Origin of the sequence: Guptibacillus sedimenti, from assembly GCF_028610665.1 — a bacterium.
Lineage (GTDB): Bacteria > Bacillota > Bacilli > Bacillales > Guptibacillaceae > Guptibacillus > Guptibacillus sedimenti.
Genome location: NZ_JAQQWV010000002.1, coordinates 760,024 through 775,015 on the forward strand (window position 1 = coordinate 760,024; position 14,992 = coordinate 775,015).

A 14,992-nucleotide genomic window follows, 5' to 3' on the forward strand; every position below is an offset into this window, starting at 1 on the left:
AATGTAAAAAACAAGGAGGATTTGGTATTTCGAAAAAATTTTGAAAAAACTTTGTGCAAACGGTTGCGAAAAAATAATAGGCATGTATAATAGGTTATAGATAGTCAGTGCAATCGTTTTCACGAAAATCAATGAAAGCGTTTGTATGATGATCGAAAATTTAAGAGGGGGTTAACACATGAAACGCTTTTTCGCTTTGTTTCTTACACTAGTTCTTGCAATCGGCGTTCTTGCAGCATGCGGACCGCAAAACAATGAAAACGCTTCAAGTAACGGTGGAGGCAGTGATTCTGAAGGGGATGACGCTAACAAACCTGAGAAGCTTGTTGTTTGGGAAGATACAGATAAAGGGATTGCGCTTGAACCGGCAATTGCTAGTTTTGAAGAAGAGTATGGCATTAAAGTAGAATTTAAAGAACTAGGTATGGCGGATGAAATTAGAGAACAAATTCGTCTTGACGGCCCAGCAGGTACTGGACCTGATGTTATTACACTACCACACGATCAAATTGGACAAGCTGCGGTTGAGGGACTTATTTCTCCAATCGAAGTAGAGCAGTCCGTTGTTGATACGTTTACAGAATCTTCTATCCAAGCAGAAAGCTTTGATGGAAAGCTATACGGACTACCAAAAGCAACAGAAACACCTGTTTTTATTTACAACAAAGAACTTATGGACAAAGCACCAGAATCTATGGATGAAGTCTATGATTTCGCAAAAGATTTTACAAAAGACAAGCAGTATGGCTTCTTAGCACTATGGGATAATTTCTATTTTGCAAACGCTGTCTTGGCTGGTTACGGTGGCTATGTCTTTGATCGTACAGATGATGGCCTGAATCCGGAAGATATCGGTCTGAACAATGAAGGTGCAGTAGAAGGTACTGAGTACATTCAGAAATGGTATGAAGAAGGGCTATTCCCTAAAGGTCTTATTGGCGAAAACGGTGGATCAACGATGGACGGTCTCTTTAATGAAGGAAAAGCCGCTTCTGTTATGAACGGACCTTGGTCTTTCCAGGGTTATAAAGATGCTGGAATTGATATTGGTGTAGCACCAATGCCTAAACTTCCAAATGGCGAAAACTTTAAAACATTTATCGGTGTTAAAGGGTGGCACGTAAGTAATTTCTCTGAGAACAAAGAGTGGGCTACAAAGCTCGTAGAATGGTTAACAAACGAGGAAAATGCGAAGATTCGTTATGAAGAAACAGCTGAAATTCCTCCAGTTAAATCACTGATTGAGGATCCAGTTATTGCTGACAATGAAGGTGCTTCTGCAGTTGCAGTTCAATCTCAATATGGTGTTCCTATGCCTAACATTCCAGAAATGGCAGAAGTATGGGAGCCAGCAGCATCAGCCCTTCAGCTAGTTGCTACGAAAAAGCAAGAGCCAAAAGCTGCACTAGATGAAGCAACAAAAACAATTAAGTCTCAAATCGAACAAAATCACAGCAACTAATGAGTTGAAAATTCAAAGCGGTACTCCGGAAACGGGGTACTGCTTCTCACTTTAAAGCTAGAAAAGTGGGGAGAAGAAAGGGGATTGCCATCACGATGGAGGCAACTGAACGTCAAACCAAGCATCGCAAAACAGCATTAGCACTCTCAATCATACCTGGATTTGGTCAGTTTTATAACAAGCAAATCCTCAAAGGACTCATGTTCTTTATTCTAACTGTTTCCTTTGCAGTTGCTTTTGCTGACTTAATCAACATTGGACTATGGGGGATCGTTACGTTAGGAGAACAGCTACCGCGAGATCATTCCATCTTCTTGTTAACACAGGGAATAATCGCTGTCCTTGTTATCCTAATCGGATTGGTTATTTACTTCTTAAACCTGAGGGATGCGTACTTGAACGGAAGAAATCGTGATCTTGGCATTCCTCTAAATTCTGTGAGAGAGCAATATCGAAATGTTGCAGATCAAGGTTTTCCTTATTTAATGTTAACACCAGGCTTTTTCTTGTTAATCTTTGTTGTTATTTTTCCGATATTGTTTGTTATTTTGCTTTCATTTACAAACTACGATCTCTATCATTCTCCACCAGCTAATTTAGTTGACTGGATCGGGATTCAAAACTATATTGATATATTTAAATTAGATATTTGGCGCGATACATTTTTGGATGTGTTTTCGTGGACGATCGTTTGGACATTCGTTGCAACGACTGGACAAATTGCGATTGGCATTTTTCTCGCTGTATTAATGAATCAGAAAGACCTTAAATTTAAAGGCATTTTCAGAACAATCTTTATCTTGCCATGGGCCGTACCAGCATTCGTATCTATTCTTGTGTTTGCAGGGATGTTTAATGAAACGTTTGGTGCGATAAACAATGACATTTTAGCAGCGTTCGGGATCGATGCAATACCTTGGCTTACAGAGCCATTCTGGACGAAAATTGCTTTAATTTTGATACAGTTCTGGCTTGGATTCCCGTTTATTTTTGCAATGGTGACAGGTGTGCTGCAATCGATTCCAGATGAGTTATATGAAGCTGCGACGGTTGACGGAGCAAATATGTGGCAGAAGTTCAGAGGAATTACACTTCCAATGGTACTGTTTGCCATCGCTCCAATCTTAATCACGCAATACACGTTTAACTTTAATAACTTTAATGTTATTTACCTGTTTAATGGCGGGGGACCTGCAGTTTCAGGTCAAACGGCTGGTTCCACTGACATTTTGATTTCGTGGATTTACAAGCTAACATTTACTTCCGCACAATATGGAAAAGCTGCCGCAATTACAATGATCCTATCAGCGATTGTTATCGGTGTTGCACTGTGGCAGTTTAGAAGAACGAAATCATTCCAAGAAGAGGATATGATGTAATATGAGTCCAAAAATGCAGAATACCTTACGCTTAACCTTGTCCTATATTGCTATTGCAATTGCATGCGTCATTATTTTATATCCAGTTCTCTGGATCGTTGGATCATCGTTTAATCCTGGAGACAGCTTATCTGGATCATCGATTATTCCAAAAGATGCAACGCTCGATCACTACAAATCGTTGTTTAATACAGAAGAAAGTGACTACCTACTCTGGTACTGGAACACGCTTAAAATTTGTATCATTACTATGATTCTAGCTGTAGCTATGATTTCTTGTATGGCCTATGCTTTCTCACGCTATCGTTTTGTTGGTCGTAAAAATGGCTTGATGACGTTCTTAATCCTTCAAATGATTCCGAACTTTGCGGCATTGATCGCAATTTACGTTCTGGCTTACATTACCGGATTATTAGATACACACTTTGCCTTAATCCTTGTTTATGCAGGTGGGTTACTTCCGATGAATACGTGGTTAGCGAAAGGCTATTTTGATACAATTCCTAAAGAACTTGACGAGTCAGCGCGTATTGACGGAGCAGGGCACTTTCGGATTTTCTGGCAAATCATTTTGCCACTTGCGAAACCGATTCTTGCTGTTGTAGCACTATTTAGCTTCATTACGCCGTTCACTGACTTTATCCTTGCTCAAGTTATCCTTAGAAGTGAAGAGAAGTTCACGCTTGCTGTTGGTCTTTACAAAATGATTTCTGATCAATTTGGGAATGAGTTTACAACATTTGCAGCTGGATCTGTTTTGATTGCCATTCCAATTTCGATCCTATTCCTATCGCTTCAACGCTACTTTATTTCTGGCCTAACTGCTGGAGGAACAAAAGGATAGATCTCAGACTGGAGAAAGAAGATGAAGAGGAAAGCTTCTCTTATTCCTTCTTTCTCTTTTTTATCTAACCTTACGGGTGAAAACCAACTTAATAAATACCCATCGAGACATTTAGGTTTGGGCATATGATTCTATAGGTTAGGCAGAGATGTCTTTTTAGTAAGAAATCGTTTACAATAAATGATTAGGTCGTGATTCATGAAAATGTGCTAGGCGCTAAAGTGCTACTAGCTTTGTATAGGAGGAATTCCAATGGCTGTAACGATAAAGGATGTAGCAAAACTTGCGAATGTCGCACCTTCTACAGTGTCACGTGTTATCGCAAACAATCCCAGAATTAGTGAACAAACGAAACGCCGTGTAAGAGAAGCAATGGAAGAGCTTGGCTATCATCCTAACTACAATGCAAGAAGTCTTGCCAATCGGAGTACCCAAACAATTGGTCTTGTGATGCCAAGTTCTGCCGATAAAGCTTTACAGAATCCGTTCTTTCCCGAAGTTCTTCGTGGGATTAGCACGAAGGCGCACGAAAAAGAATACACGCTTTACCTTTCAACTGGGGCAACTGAAGAGGAAATGCTGCAAGGGGTTATGGGGATGGTCCACGGTCGGAGAGTGGATGGAATCGTCATGCTGTACTCAAGAATCGATGATAAAATCATGGCGTTTCTTGAGGAACAGAACTTTCCATTTACAGTGATTGGCAAGCCATTAGTGAATCCTGATTCCATTACTCACGTCGATAATGATAATTTTCGAGCCGCGAAAGATGTGACCGATCACTTTATAGGAAAAGGTCACAAGCGGATTGCGTTTGTCGGAGGGAATTTAGATCTTGTTGTAACAGTGGATCGATTAAGCGGGTATGAAAAGGCGCTACGAGAAGCTGATATTCCTTACAGCGATGATTACGTCGTACACGTAGAGTTTCTTAAAGAGGGTGGACATGAAGCCGTAATGGAGCTATTTTCATTAGAAAAACCACCAACCGCGCTCGTGGTAGCCGACGATCTAATGGCCTTAGGAATCATGAGCAAATTAGATGAAATGGGACTATCAGTGCCTCATGATGTTTCCATCATTAGCTTTAACAATGTTATGCTTGCCGAATATGCTAGCCCCCCATTAACGTCTGTGGATATTAATATTTTTCAACTAGGCTATCAGGCCGTTAATTGCTTACTTGAAAAAATCGATGACAATGAGATGGCGAGTAAACGAGTCTGCATACCGCATCAAGTCGTAGATCGGTGGTCAGTCAGAACGCTCAACGAAAGCGAAAAAGTAAACTAACCGTCTTATAGATGGTTAGTTTTTTTGGTGAGTAGCCAGTCTAATATTTCTTTAAAGGGTTGCTGATCTCTTGCCTTTTCATAATCGCGGAATGGTGTCAATTTACGCTTTAACACGCGTTCCATTGAAAAATCAGTAGGCGTTAATCCATCTTTTAATTCATTCCATTCAATTGGTGCGGCAACTAACCCTTCAGCATTTCCACGAGGGGAATACGGTGCAATGATTGTTTTACCTGAAGCATGTTGGACATAGTCAACATAAAGACGCTCATTTCGGTTCTTTTTAAGACGCTCAATTGTGAACAAGTTAGGGTTCGTTTCAACTAAGAATTTTGCCATAAATGCAGTAAATATCTTTGTTTGTTCATAAGTGAACGTATCGATTGGAAGCGGAATGTGAATTTGAAGTCCTTTGTTTCCTGATAGTTTCAAAAAACCTGTTACATGAAGGCGATCAAGGTTGTCTTTTATTTGTTTTGCGGCGAGTACCGCTAGATGAAACGCCTGATTAGAAGGAGGATCAAGGTCAAAAACAATTTCGGAGGGCTTTTCGGTTTGATAGGTAGAGAAAGGAATATGAAATTCAATTGCAGCCTGGTTGCCAAGCCATAGCAAGGAAGGTAGATCCGAGCAAATCATGTAATTGTTATCGTGGTGCTCAACTGTTTTAATAAAGTCTGGAGCGTATTCAGGACAGTTTCTCTGATAAAAGGCTTCTCCATTAATACCATCAGGATACCGAATGACTGTTAACGGTTTGTTATGTAGAAATGGAAGCATAAGGGGAGAGATTCTAGCTAAATAATTCAAATAGTCAGCTTTGGTAACGCCTTTCCATAGAAGCTTCTCTGCATTCGTAATCGTAAGCTCTACATCTCCCACAGTGATTGAATGTTGTCCCATGTACAATCCTCCCATGATCGATCAAAACAAAACTGATGAAACCTCGGGTGTCTCAACTTTTCTTTATATAGATCAAGGTATTTAAGCTGAATGACTATGCCTGGATCTACATACGTTAATCCAGCTTTTTCGTATACTTTATTACGTTTCATCACTTCAAATAAAGCTTTCCTTTCTTCTGAACGTAGCCCGTGTGTAAAATTCGCTACTTGATAAATATCACCTGATCGCTTAACAGCTGTATGAAAATACCCGTTTGTTTGATCATATGCATGCAAAAAAACAGTAGCAAGTTTCCAATTTTTCACCTTTAACCAGTTTTTCGTTCGTTTTCCAGGCGAATAGATGCTGTCAGCTTTTTTGCAAACCATTCCTTCCCCCTTGTGAGAGGTAATCAAATTCCATAGGGAATCGGCATGAGTGTATGAAGCAACATAATAAATACTGTTGTTCGAAGGGATTTTTTTCAAGATTTTTTGAAGATATGTCTTTCTATTGATTAGTGGAGTTGATAAAAAGACATCATTGTTTAATTCTATAAGATCAAACGCCATAAACGAAAGGTTATCTTCTTGACCGGTATGAAGGGCTTCAAAATTTGCGAAATATTTATTTTTTAACACACACACTTCACCATCTAAAATGCAATATGAAATGTTAGTCTCTTTAAACAATTTGATAAGCGAGTGATGCAACAGTTGAAATTTCTTATTAAAATTGTGACCATTTCGACTCGTTAACGTTATCGTATTCCCATCCCAGGATAAGAAACTACGATAGCCATCATATTTCACCTCATACAACCAGTTTGCTGTATCGGGAATTGAAGCGGTAAGTGTAGGGAGCATAGGAAAGTAAGTTGAAGTCATTTAGCGACCTTCTTTTTCCTTGGTGCAGCTTTTTTCTTTTTTGGGGGCGCCTTAGGACTTGTATCTAAGCTTGCTTGTAGGGCATCCATCAGATCGGCAACATTTCTTTTCGGTTTTTCTTCCACAACTTTTATTTCATTCCCAGAAATTTTGCTTTCAATAAGGGCTAATATCGCTTCACGTCGCTCATCTTTGTATTGAGAAGGGTTAAATTTTGTCGTTAGTTGCTCGATTAACTGTTTTGCCAACTTCTTTTCTTTATCGCTAACTTCTAGTTCTTCAGGTATATCTGGAACATTATCGATTTCCCTTACTTCATCAGGGAAGTACATCGTTTCAAGCATCAAACCTTTGTCATATACTCGCACAGCTGCAAGGTGTTCTTTAGAGCGTATCGTTATTTTAGCGAGCCCAATTCTCCCAGACTCTTCCATTGCTTGTTTTAACAGCATATACGGTTTACTCCCGTGATCATTTGGGCCGATAAAATAAGAGCGATTGAAATAGATTGGATCAATGTCATTTAATTCAACAAAATCTACAATTTCGACTGATTTGTTTTTTTCATGGGCCAGTGCTTCAATTTCATCCTTTTCCATGATGACAAACTTACCATCTTCGTATTCATAACCCCGCACAATATCTTCTGATTCTAACGGTCGATCACAATTTGGGCATCGCTTTTCATATTGGATCGGAGTATGACATTCCTTATGAAGGTAGCGCATCTTAATATCCTTATCCTCAGTCGCAGCATAAAGCTTAACAGGTATATTAACCAATCCAAAGCTAATAGCCCCCTTCCACATCGTATGCAACACACTCACCCTTTCCGATTCTTTTCACTTAGTTTCTCACAAGAATAAAAAATCATAATAGAAAAAAATGGTGGAGAGAAATGCAGTCAGGTAGCAAAAAAACCTCCAGTGGAGGTTTTTTAAGAAGTAACGTATTGTCCGCCATTAATGTGGATAGTTTGACCAGTCATATAGGAAGAATCATCCGATCCAAGAAGGACGTAAGCCGCAGCTAATTCCTCGGGCTGACCCGGTCTTCCCATTGGTGTATTCGTTCCAAAGTTCTTTACTTTTTCAGCAGAAAACGTTGAAGGAATGAGCGGTGTCCAAATGGGACCAGGTGCAACGCTGTTCACCCTTATTCCTTTACCTACAAGTGATTTTGCGAGGCTTCTCGTGAATGTTGTAATCGCTCCTTTTGTACTAGAATAGTCAATGAGCTGTTCATTTCCCTCATAAGCCGTAACGGAAGAGGTGTTAATAATCGCACTGCCTTTCTTAAGGTGAGGAAGAGCTGCTTTCGTTAAGTAAAACATTGAAAAGACGTTCGTTCGAAAAGTCTTTTCAAGTTGCTCGGCTGTAATTTCTTCAATGCTCTGCTTAGGGTGCTGTTCAGCTGCATTGTTAATTAAAATATCCAATTGTCCGAAGTGATCAATCACCTGTTTGATGACGCTTATCGCAAAGAGTTCATCTCCAATGTCCCCAGGTAATAACAAGCACTGTGTACCTTCATCTTCTATTTGTTTCTTCGTATTCTGTGCATCTTCATGTTCGTCCAGGTAGACGATGGCTACATGAGCACCTTCCTTTGCATAAGCGATTGCAGCTGCTTCGCCAATTCCGCTATCTCCTCCAGTAATGAGGGCAACTTTACTTGTTAATTTTCCAGAACCCTTGTAGTCTTGGTCCTCTGTAAGGGGGAGGGGATTCATTTGTTTTTCAGATCCAGGTTGGTGATTTTGATGCTGGGCAGGTTGTCCTTCAGTTTGTCTAAAATCCGGTCGCATGTTAGCACTCCTTTTCCTTTGTCCTTATGTAAGAGTTTACCAATAAATATCTTTTCTAAACCTAATGTGGGAGAAGTAATGATGACCTTTCCATTACATGATAAAATGAAGCATACTTAAATGTAGTTTGTGAGGCGAAAGGCATGAATGTTGATTTAAAAGAATCGGAATTTAAAGAACAGCTCGCTTCGTTTTTAGAAGAGAGTCAGCCCCAAATTGTTGAAAAATGGTTGGAGGGGGCAAAAATTTCTCCTGATGATCCTTACTATGAAGAAATCATAAAAAATGGAAAGCGCACGGTTGAACTGATTTCACGCTATATTCGAGTGCAGGATGAAAATTGGATCATCACGCTAACGAAAAAAATTGCTAATGAACGCATTGAGGCAAATGTTAATATAGGCGAATTTATTGCGAATATTAACTTCGGTCGATCTGTTGTGCTCTCAGTTCTACATGAGTCATCTTTTAACAGAAATGAATTGTCTCAAGGACTGCAAATCATAAATAATTACTTTAACGCTTATTCTTATCATTCGGTTACGGAATATACGAAGTTGAAAGATCATATTATCCAGGATAAAAATAAATTTATTCAAGAAATGCACAGCGATCGGTTAACCATTCTTGGCCAACTTGGGGCGAGTTTTGCCCATGAGTTTCGTAATCCCTTAACTTCAATTAAAGGGTTTCTGAAACTAATTGAAGATGAGTGTGAAGCGAATCATCCCTCAGGAAAGCATTATTTTGAAATTCTTAACAGTGAAATGAAGAGTCTTGAAGAAAAGGTAAGTCAATTTCTCTTTTTATCGAAAATGCGCGGAATCGATGATCACCCTCTATCTTTAAACTTGAGTGGTTTATTACGATACACAATCGACATTCTTTATCCACGTCTTCTTGAATCAAATATAGAAGTCGATACCGACATTTCGGCCGATATTCCGTTATTTGGCGTGGAAGAGCAAATTAAACAGGTCGTTCTTAATATCATGATTAATTCCATTGAAGAGTTAAATGAAAACATCATCGAGAAACGAAAAATAAAGGTGAAGGCAAAAGAAAATCACGGAAGAATCACGGTAGAAATTTCGAATAATGGACGTCAAATACCATCGCATCTTGTGGAAAGCATCTTTCAACCGTTTATTAGCACGAAGAGGCTTGGAACAGGACTAGGGCTCTCGGTTTGCAAACAAATTATTGAAAAGCATGAGGGTGTCATATCTGTTACGTCCAATCCTGAACAAACAACTTTCGTCATCGAGCTTCCAGTGATGGTTGACAAAGGTGTCAAAGAAGAGTAGGTTAATAGTATCAAATGATTACATGTAAAGCTTTTATATATCCACTAGGGGAGTCATTTTAATGACTGAGACAGGTGTGCCTGGACCCTTTGAACCTGATCTGGTTAACGCCAGCGGAGGAAAGTGGAGACGGATGCCACCGCAGCCGCTCCATTTCTGGAGCGGCTTTTTGACGTAGAAAAAACGTTGAAAGTGAGTTGCTTCAGAAATGACGGATCAACGGTATTCAAGCTCCTTTCCTCTTCATCAGGTGGATGAAAAGCGGAGAGGAGTTTTTTATGTCATTTACGAAACAGTTAAGAGAAGAAGCGGCACCGATTTTTGAGGCGATTTTCAACCATCCATTTGTGAGAGGGATCGCTGAAGGAAAGTTAGAGAAGGAACAATTAGTACACTACGTAAAGCAGGATTTTGAGTATTTGAATACGTTTGTAAGAATCTATGGCATTGCGTTATCAAAGTGTGAAGATCGAGAAGAAATGGCACTTTTCAATGAGCAAATATCTTTCGTCCTTCATAGTGAGATTCATCCACATAACAATCTATGTCGCGCCGCTGAGGTTTCTTATGAAGAGCTACAAGGCTATCCACTTGCGCCGACTGCACACCATTATACGAGACATATGCTTGATGCCGCCCATTCCGGAACACTAGGTGAAATTATTGCAGCGCTACTGCCATGTCCCTGGACTTATCTTGAGATCGGTCAGCGATTAATGGAAGAGGTAAATCCTAAAGAAGATCATCCTTTTTATGATTGGATCACGTTTTACGGAGAGAAATCAATGGAAACTGTTACCGATCAACTTAGAGGGATATTGGACGGCTGGGCTGAAACGGCACCAGAACGAGAGTTAGAGCGAATCAAAGACTATTTCATGCTTAGCTGTCAGTTGGAATATGGTTTTTGGGAAATGGCTTATCAAGTGGAAGAGTGGCCAGTAGCGATACAAAAAGGTGAGCGCGTATGAAACGATTAAAGCTTTCAGATATTTTAATAACAATTGTGATTGCCCTGGTGTTTGGTATTATTTATAAACTGTGGGGACCGGTTTACACCATTTTAAAACCTTTTGGACTACATATTGGGGACGTCATTTACGGTATGTGGTTCATTGCGGGAACAGTTGCGATTCTTCTTTTACGTAAGCCAGGAGTCGCTTTACTAGCAGAAACTGCTGCTGCATCTGGGGAGTTTCTCGTTGGGTCAGAATACGGTTTATCTGTTCTTCTATATGGAATCGTACAAGGACTAGGAACGGAATTAATGTTTGCTTTATTTGGTTACAAACGATACACCGCTTTTGTTGCAGCACTTGGAGGAATTGCTGCAGCGGTAGGTTCATTAGTCATGGATGCTGCCTATGGCTATGTGATGGATCTCGCGCTTTGGAATTTACTTCTTCTTATCGGTGCCCGTTTGTTAGGTGGCTTTTTGATAGCCGGAATTCTTGCTTATTTTCTTGTTGAGGCTTTAGAGAAAACCGGCGTCACAACCTTAATTAGACCTGCAAGCGATGAGGATTACAAGGCGTTGGATCAGTAAGGGGTGGTAACATGAAAGTTGGCGTATCAAATCTTCGTGTAAAATACGCAGGAGCAAAAACGTTATTGTTTAACAACTTGTCACTTCAAGTTAAAGAGGGAGAAAAAGTCTTATTTCTTGGACCGAGTGGTTGTGGCAAGTCGACACTGTTACAAATTTTATCTGGATTAATTCCGAATGCCGTTCCAGTTCCGATGAAAGCAGATCAAGTGAAAACCCCTGAGTCTTCGGGCGTCGTCTTTCAAGATCCAGATTCTCAATTTTGCATGCCTTATGTAGATGAAGAGATGGCTTTCGTTCTTGAGAATCGAGCAGTACCTCAACCTGAAATGAAGAAGTTGATTCGTCTCTATCTTAATAAAGTGGGTCTTTACTTTTCTGACCCACATGTTGAAATAAGCTCTCTTTCTCAAGGGATGAAACAGCGTCTCGCCATCGCCTCTATGCTTGCTCTTGAACCAGATGTTATCTTTTTAGATGAACCAACAGCATTGCTCGATCCTGAAGGAACAACGGAAGTATGGAATACGATAAAACAAATCAATGAAAAACAAACGATGATCATCGTGGAACATAAAATTGATGAAGTGATTCACTTTGTTGATCGAATTGTGCTATTTGATTCAGAAGGAAAGAAGATTGCTGATGCCGATCCTAAAAGTGTGTTTTCATTTTATAAGCCTAAACTAAGAGAATACGGCATCTGGTACCCGGGCGTTTGGGATGAACATAGGAAAGAAAAGAATCTTCCAGCCCCTTATGTAAAAGGACAGCAGCTGATGTTCATCCATCAGCTACAAGGCTACCGAGGAAAAACGCCAAAAATTGAAGTATCAGATGCAATCGCTCATGAAGGCGAATGGATTGTGGTTACAGGTAAAAATGGAGCTGGGAAGAGTTCATTTCTGTTAAGTTTGATGAATGTCATGAAAACAACAGGTACGAAAAGCGTAAGAGGGCAATTAAAAACAATCAAGGCATCGCGAGAGCAGCTTGCTTTTGTTTTTCAAAATCCGGAATTTCAGTTTATTACAAATTCCGTATATGACGAGCTAGCTTACTCACTTGAAATGATGGACGACAGGAACGTAGCAAAAAAAGTAAAGAACTGGCTCGAGGCTTATGATTTACATCACGTTCAAAACCTTCATCCTTATCAGCTTTCTACCGGTCAAAAGAGACGGCTAAGCGTGGGGACGGCATTGTTTGGGGATCAACCTGTTTTGTTGTTAGATGAACCAACGTTTGGACAGGATGCCAGCAATACATTTAAGCTTCTAGCTTTATTTGAACAATTAAGGTCTAAGGGTATGCTAATTATAATGGTTACGCATGATGAGATGGTTGTGCAAAACTACGCTACGAGAGAGTGGGTCATACATGAGGGAAAGCTGATCGAAGATAGGGAGTTAGAACGTCGGGAAGAGGAGGAACGTCATGCAGTGGACTCTACAATATGAAGAAACCTGGCTTCATCGCTTAAACCCTGCCTTTAAATTGGTTTTCTTTCTTTCATTATTTCTCACTCTCTTGTTTGTTCATAATCCGAATGTGATGAGCAATTTAACCTTTGTACCGTTTATTCTAGTTTTGTTTGCAACAGGACATCGAAGGATCGTAATAGCGCTATTGCTTATCCCGTTTTTATTATTGTTTTTCTCTAGTGCATCGAGCATGATGTTTTTTGGGCAAGGATCCACAACATGGTGGAGATGGGGAATAATTCACATTACGGAAGAAAGCTTTTTTCGAGGGCTACACATTGGATTTCGAGCGTTAAACTTCGCTCTATTAGGTCTGTTATTTGCGCTTACGACGCGACCTGTCTTTCTATTTTATTCTCTCATTCAACAGCTTAAAGTGCCGCCAAGATTTGCTTATAGTTTTATGGCAGCTGTGCGAATTCTTCCCGTTATGGTGGAGGAGTTCCAGCAGCTTAGGGCCGCTTTATTAATTCGAGGAGTGAAAAAGAAAAAAGGGTTGCGACGCGTCACGCAATCCATTATGCTCTACGCTGTCCCGCTTCTTTCACAAAGCATTCGTAGAGCTCATCGGATTGCTGTTGCGATGGAAGCAAAGCAGTTTAATAATAAAGAGAGAACGTATTATTACAAACAGAATTTTTCCAAAGTCGACATTTATTTTGTTCTCTATATCATAGCGGGCTTTTGTCTATCATATTGGATTGGTTATACGTTCCCATACTTTGAGATAACAGATGTTCGAAATTAAGAAACCGGCTAGTTAAACTAGCCGGTTTCTTCGTGTTTTAAAGCCTTATAAATGATCGGTGTCTTTTGAATATTGATGTTTACCGCCTTCACGGTTTTCTTCTTTTAACCTGTTTTTTAACATTCGTTTCGCGTTTTTATCAACAGGTTTTTTGTTGTTATCTTTTGTTGATGACAATTCAAGTCCTCCCTTGCTGTCAGGATGGCCATGCACATTTATAGAGTACACGATAATGCGACATCCTATGTAAAAGGAAGCTACTTATTTAGGAAAAATAAAGCAAGCGTACCTGGACCGGAGTGAGAACCGATCGTTGCGCCTACTTCATGAATGACAAAGCGTTCGCTACCATATGTTTCTTGAATCGCACTTTTTAACTTTTCGGCACTTTCAAGATCGTCACCGTGAGAGATACCAATTAATTGGGATTGTAGATTGACGCCACGTTCTTGCATAATCTCGACCATCCGCTTTGTCACTTTGTTTTTTCCACGTATCTTTTCAATAGGGATAAGCTTTCCATCATCGACATGAAGCACTGGTTTGATTTTTAACATTCCACCAAAGAAGGCAGATGCTTTACTTACTCGACCGCCACGCTGAAGAAATTCGAGATCATCTACTGTGAAAATGTGCTCCATATGCGTTAAATAGTCGCTGTGCAAGCTCTCAGAAATTTGCTCAAATGATTTTCCGTTCTCAGCAAGCTCTGCAGCATGAATCGCCATAAGGCCATAACCAAGTGACGCTGCTTTTGAGTCAATCACTTCCATTTGAACGTTGGGGAATTCTTCCTGCACTTCATTTTTTATAAAAGCAGCAGATTGATACGTTCCAGAGATACCCGATGATAGAGCGATATAAATGAATGGCTGACCTTTTTTGGCATATTTCATAAACGTTTCTTTTATTCTTGCTGGAGGAATTTGCGAGGTTTTAGCCATTGTTCCTTCACGTAACAGTTTGTACAATTCTTTCGCCTGAATTTCTTCTCGGTCGTAATATTCTTCCTCGCCAATGATAACCATTAAAGGCATAATTTCAATTTGGTGCTTTTTTACAAGATCCTCTGGTAAATCTGAGGCACTATCTGTAATGATTTGAACGTTCATATTGGACCATCGTCCCTTCATCAATTATTAAGTACGTATGTAGATTGAAGCTTGTTTTCTTAAAGTTTATCCCCTAGTCCATTGGAAATCAATCCTATTAAAGAAGTTGAATAGAAAACAGTTGACGTAGTTGAAATTGTTTGTTTAGATAAACATGGCTAAGTCGAAGGGTTAGTTTGTAACCAAACGATGAACGACAAAGTGTTTGAGTGGAAGAAAGGTTATGTGAGAACTCA

General features: G+C 39.8%; 15 protein-coding genes and 1 riboswitch. Of the genes, 9 read left to right on the plus strand and 6 right to left on the minus strand.

The window, feature by feature from the left end; genetic code table 11:
* The first annotated feature begins 178 nt into the window (after window positions 1-178).
* From PQ578_RS12240 to PQ578_RS12255, 4 genes are all read left to right on the plus strand, one after another.
* A complete protein-coding gene (locus PQ578_RS12240) occupies window positions 179-1,462 on the plus strand; it encodes an extracellular solute-binding protein (RefSeq protein WP_273834598.1) in 1,284 nt (427 codons plus the stop codon).
* Between the two features lie 95 nt (window positions 1,463-1,557).
* Window positions 1,558-2,841 (plus strand): carbohydrate ABC transporter permease, encoded by a 1,284-nt coding sequence (locus PQ578_RS12245; protein WP_098443080.1) that lies wholly within the window; start codon window positions 1,558-1,560, stop codon window positions 2,839-2,841.
* 1 nt (window position 2,842) lies between these two features.
* The gene (locus PQ578_RS12250) at window positions 2,843-3,685 is read left to right on the plus strand and encodes a sugar ABC transporter permease (RefSeq protein ID WP_273834599.1); all 843 of its coding nucleotides are present in this window, start codon (window positions 2,843-2,845) and stop codon (window positions 3,683-3,685) included.
* 252 nt (window positions 3,686-3,937) lie between these two features.
* Window positions 3,938-4,978 carry a LacI family DNA-binding transcriptional regulator gene (locus PQ578_RS12255; RefSeq protein ID WP_098443082.1) on the plus strand — a complete coding sequence of 347 codons (1,041 nt, stop codon included), beginning with the start codon at window positions 3,938-3,940 and terminating at the stop codon, window positions 4,976-4,978.
* A 5-nt stretch (window positions 4,979-4,983) separates the two neighbouring features.
* On the opposite strand, the gene ligD (PQ578_RS12260) is transcribed toward PQ578_RS12255, so the two are convergent.
* From ligD (PQ578_RS12260) to PQ578_RS12275, 4 genes are all read right to left on the minus strand, one after another.
* Entirely contained in the window at window positions 4,984-5,883 is a 900-nt protein-coding gene (gene ligD, locus PQ578_RS12260) for a non-homologous end-joining DNA ligase (protein WP_273834600.1), read from the minus strand.
* Window positions 5,850-6,752: a non-homologous end-joining DNA ligase gene (gene ligD, locus PQ578_RS12265; protein ID WP_273834601.1), complete on the minus strand. Its 903-nt coding sequence runs from the start codon at window positions 6,750-6,752 to the stop codon at window positions 5,850-5,852. The genes ligD (PQ578_RS12260) and ligD (PQ578_RS12265) overlap by 34 nt, the downstream gene beginning before the upstream one ends.
* On the minus strand, window positions 6,749-7,561 hold the full coding sequence (gene ku / locus PQ578_RS12270; protein ID WP_273834969.1) for a non-homologous end joining protein Ku: 813 nt from the start codon (window positions 7,559-7,561) through the stop codon (window positions 6,749-6,751). Before ku ends, ligD (PQ578_RS12265) begins: the two co-directional genes overlap by 4 nt.
* A gap of 128 nt (window positions 7,562-7,689) precedes the next feature.
* A complete protein-coding gene (locus PQ578_RS12275) occupies window positions 7,690-8,559 on the minus strand; it encodes an SDR family oxidoreductase (protein WP_273834602.1) in 870 nt (289 codons plus the stop codon).
* A 143-nt stretch (window positions 8,560-8,702) separates the two neighbouring features.
* Here PQ578_RS12275 and PQ578_RS12280 point away from each other — a divergent pair, with 143 nt between their 5' ends.
* The 5 genes from PQ578_RS12280 to PQ578_RS12300 all read left to right on the plus strand — a co-directional run bounded on the left by PQ578_RS12280 (window position 8,703) and on the right by PQ578_RS12300 (window position 13,644).
* A complete protein-coding gene (locus PQ578_RS12280) occupies window positions 8,703-9,866 on the plus strand; it encodes a histidine kinase N-terminal domain-containing protein (protein ID WP_273834603.1) in 1,164 nt (387 codons plus the stop codon).
* A gap of 36 nt (window positions 9,867-9,902) precedes the next feature.
* Window positions 9,903-10,005, plus strand: a riboswitch (TPP riboswitch).
* Between the two features lie 139 nt (window positions 10,006-10,144).
* A complete protein-coding gene (tenA, locus tag PQ578_RS12285) occupies window positions 10,145-10,837 on the plus strand; it encodes a thiaminase II (RefSeq protein WP_273834604.1) in 693 nt (230 codons plus the stop codon).
* On the plus strand, window positions 10,834-11,412 hold the full coding sequence (locus tag PQ578_RS12290; RefSeq protein WP_273834605.1) for an ECF transporter S component: 579 nt from the start codon (window positions 10,834-10,836) through the stop codon (window positions 11,410-11,412). The genes tenA and PQ578_RS12290 overlap by 4 nt, the downstream gene beginning before the upstream one ends.
* Before the next feature lie 11 nt (window positions 11,413-11,423).
* Complete coding sequence (locus tag PQ578_RS12295) at window positions 11,424-12,872, plus strand: ABC transporter ATP-binding protein (RefSeq protein ID WP_273834606.1); 1,449 nt, start codon at window positions 11,424-11,426, stop codon at window positions 12,870-12,872.
* Window positions 12,850-13,644 (plus strand): energy-coupling factor transporter transmembrane component T family protein, encoded by a 795-nt coding sequence (locus tag PQ578_RS12300; protein ID WP_273834607.1) that lies wholly within the window; start codon window positions 12,850-12,852, stop codon window positions 13,642-13,644. Before PQ578_RS12295 ends, PQ578_RS12300 begins: the two co-directional genes overlap by 23 nt.
* 45 nt (window positions 13,645-13,689) lie before the next feature.
* Here the strand turns inward: PQ578_RS12300 and PQ578_RS12305 are convergent, their stop codons facing one another.
* Together PQ578_RS12305 and PQ578_RS12310 are read right to left on the minus strand one after the other, a co-directional pair.
* Window positions 13,690-13,821: a DUF3941 domain-containing protein gene (locus tag PQ578_RS12305; RefSeq protein WP_098443092.1), complete on the minus strand. Its 132-nt coding sequence runs from the start codon at window positions 13,819-13,821 to the stop codon at window positions 13,690-13,692.
* Window positions 13,822-13,901: 80 nt separating this feature from the next.
* Window positions 13,902-14,756, minus strand: a complete 855-nt coding sequence (locus PQ578_RS12310) for a DegV family protein (protein WP_273834608.1) — start codon at window positions 14,754-14,756, stop codon at window positions 13,902-13,904.
* Between the last annotated feature and the right edge of the window lie 236 nt (window positions 14,757-14,992).

What these genes read in the sequence shown, in the direction of transcription:
- tenA (WP_273834604.1), top strand. Translation starts at nt 10,145, where the DNA reads ATGTCATTTACGAAACAGTTAAGAGAAGAAGCGGCACCGATTTTTGAG.
- PQ578_RS12300 (WP_273834607.1), top strand. Translation starts at nt 12,850, where the DNA reads ATGCAGTGGACTCTACAATATGAAGAAACCTGGCTTCATCGCTTAAAC.
- ku (WP_273834969.1), bottom strand. Translation starts at nt 7,561, where the DNA reads ATGTGGAAGGGGGCTATTAGCTTTGGATTGGTTAATATACCTGTTAAG.
- PQ578_RS12245 (WP_098443080.1), top strand. Translation starts at nt 1,558, where the DNA reads ATGGAGGCAACTGAACGTCAAACCAAGCATCGCAAAACAGCATTAGCA.
- PQ578_RS12280 (WP_273834603.1), top strand. Translation starts at nt 8,703, where the DNA reads ATGAATGTTGATTTAAAAGAATCGGAATTTAAAGAACAGCTCGCTTCG.
- PQ578_RS12250 (WP_273834599.1), top strand. Translation starts at nt 2,843, where the DNA reads ATGAGTCCAAAAATGCAGAATACCTTACGCTTAACCTTGTCCTATATT.
- PQ578_RS12240 (WP_273834598.1), top strand. Translation starts at nt 179, where the DNA reads ATGAAACGCTTTTTCGCTTTGTTTCTTACACTAGTTCTTGCAATCGGC.
- PQ578_RS12290 (WP_273834605.1), top strand. Translation starts at nt 10,834, where the DNA reads ATGAAACGATTAAAGCTTTCAGATATTTTAATAACAATTGTGATTGCC.
- PQ578_RS12310 (WP_273834608.1), bottom strand. Translation starts at nt 14,756, where the DNA reads ATGAACGTTCAAATCATTACAGATAGTGCCTCAGATTTACCAGAGGAT.
- ligD (WP_273834601.1), bottom strand. Translation starts at nt 6,752, where the DNA reads ATGACTTCAACTTACTTTCCTATGCTCCCTACACTTACCGCTTCAATT.
- PQ578_RS12275 (WP_273834602.1), bottom strand. Translation starts at nt 8,559, where the DNA reads ATGCGACCGGATTTTAGACAAACTGAAGGACAACCTGCCCAGCATCAA.
- PQ578_RS12295 (WP_273834606.1), top strand. Translation starts at nt 11,424, where the DNA reads ATGAAAGTTGGCGTATCAAATCTTCGTGTAAAATACGCAGGAGCAAAA.
- PQ578_RS12255 (WP_098443082.1), top strand. Translation starts at nt 3,938, where the DNA reads ATGGCTGTAACGATAAAGGATGTAGCAAAACTTGCGAATGTCGCACCT.
- ligD (WP_273834600.1), bottom strand. Translation starts at nt 5,883, where the DNA reads ATGGGACAACATTCAATCACTGTGGGAGATGTAGAGCTTACGATTACG.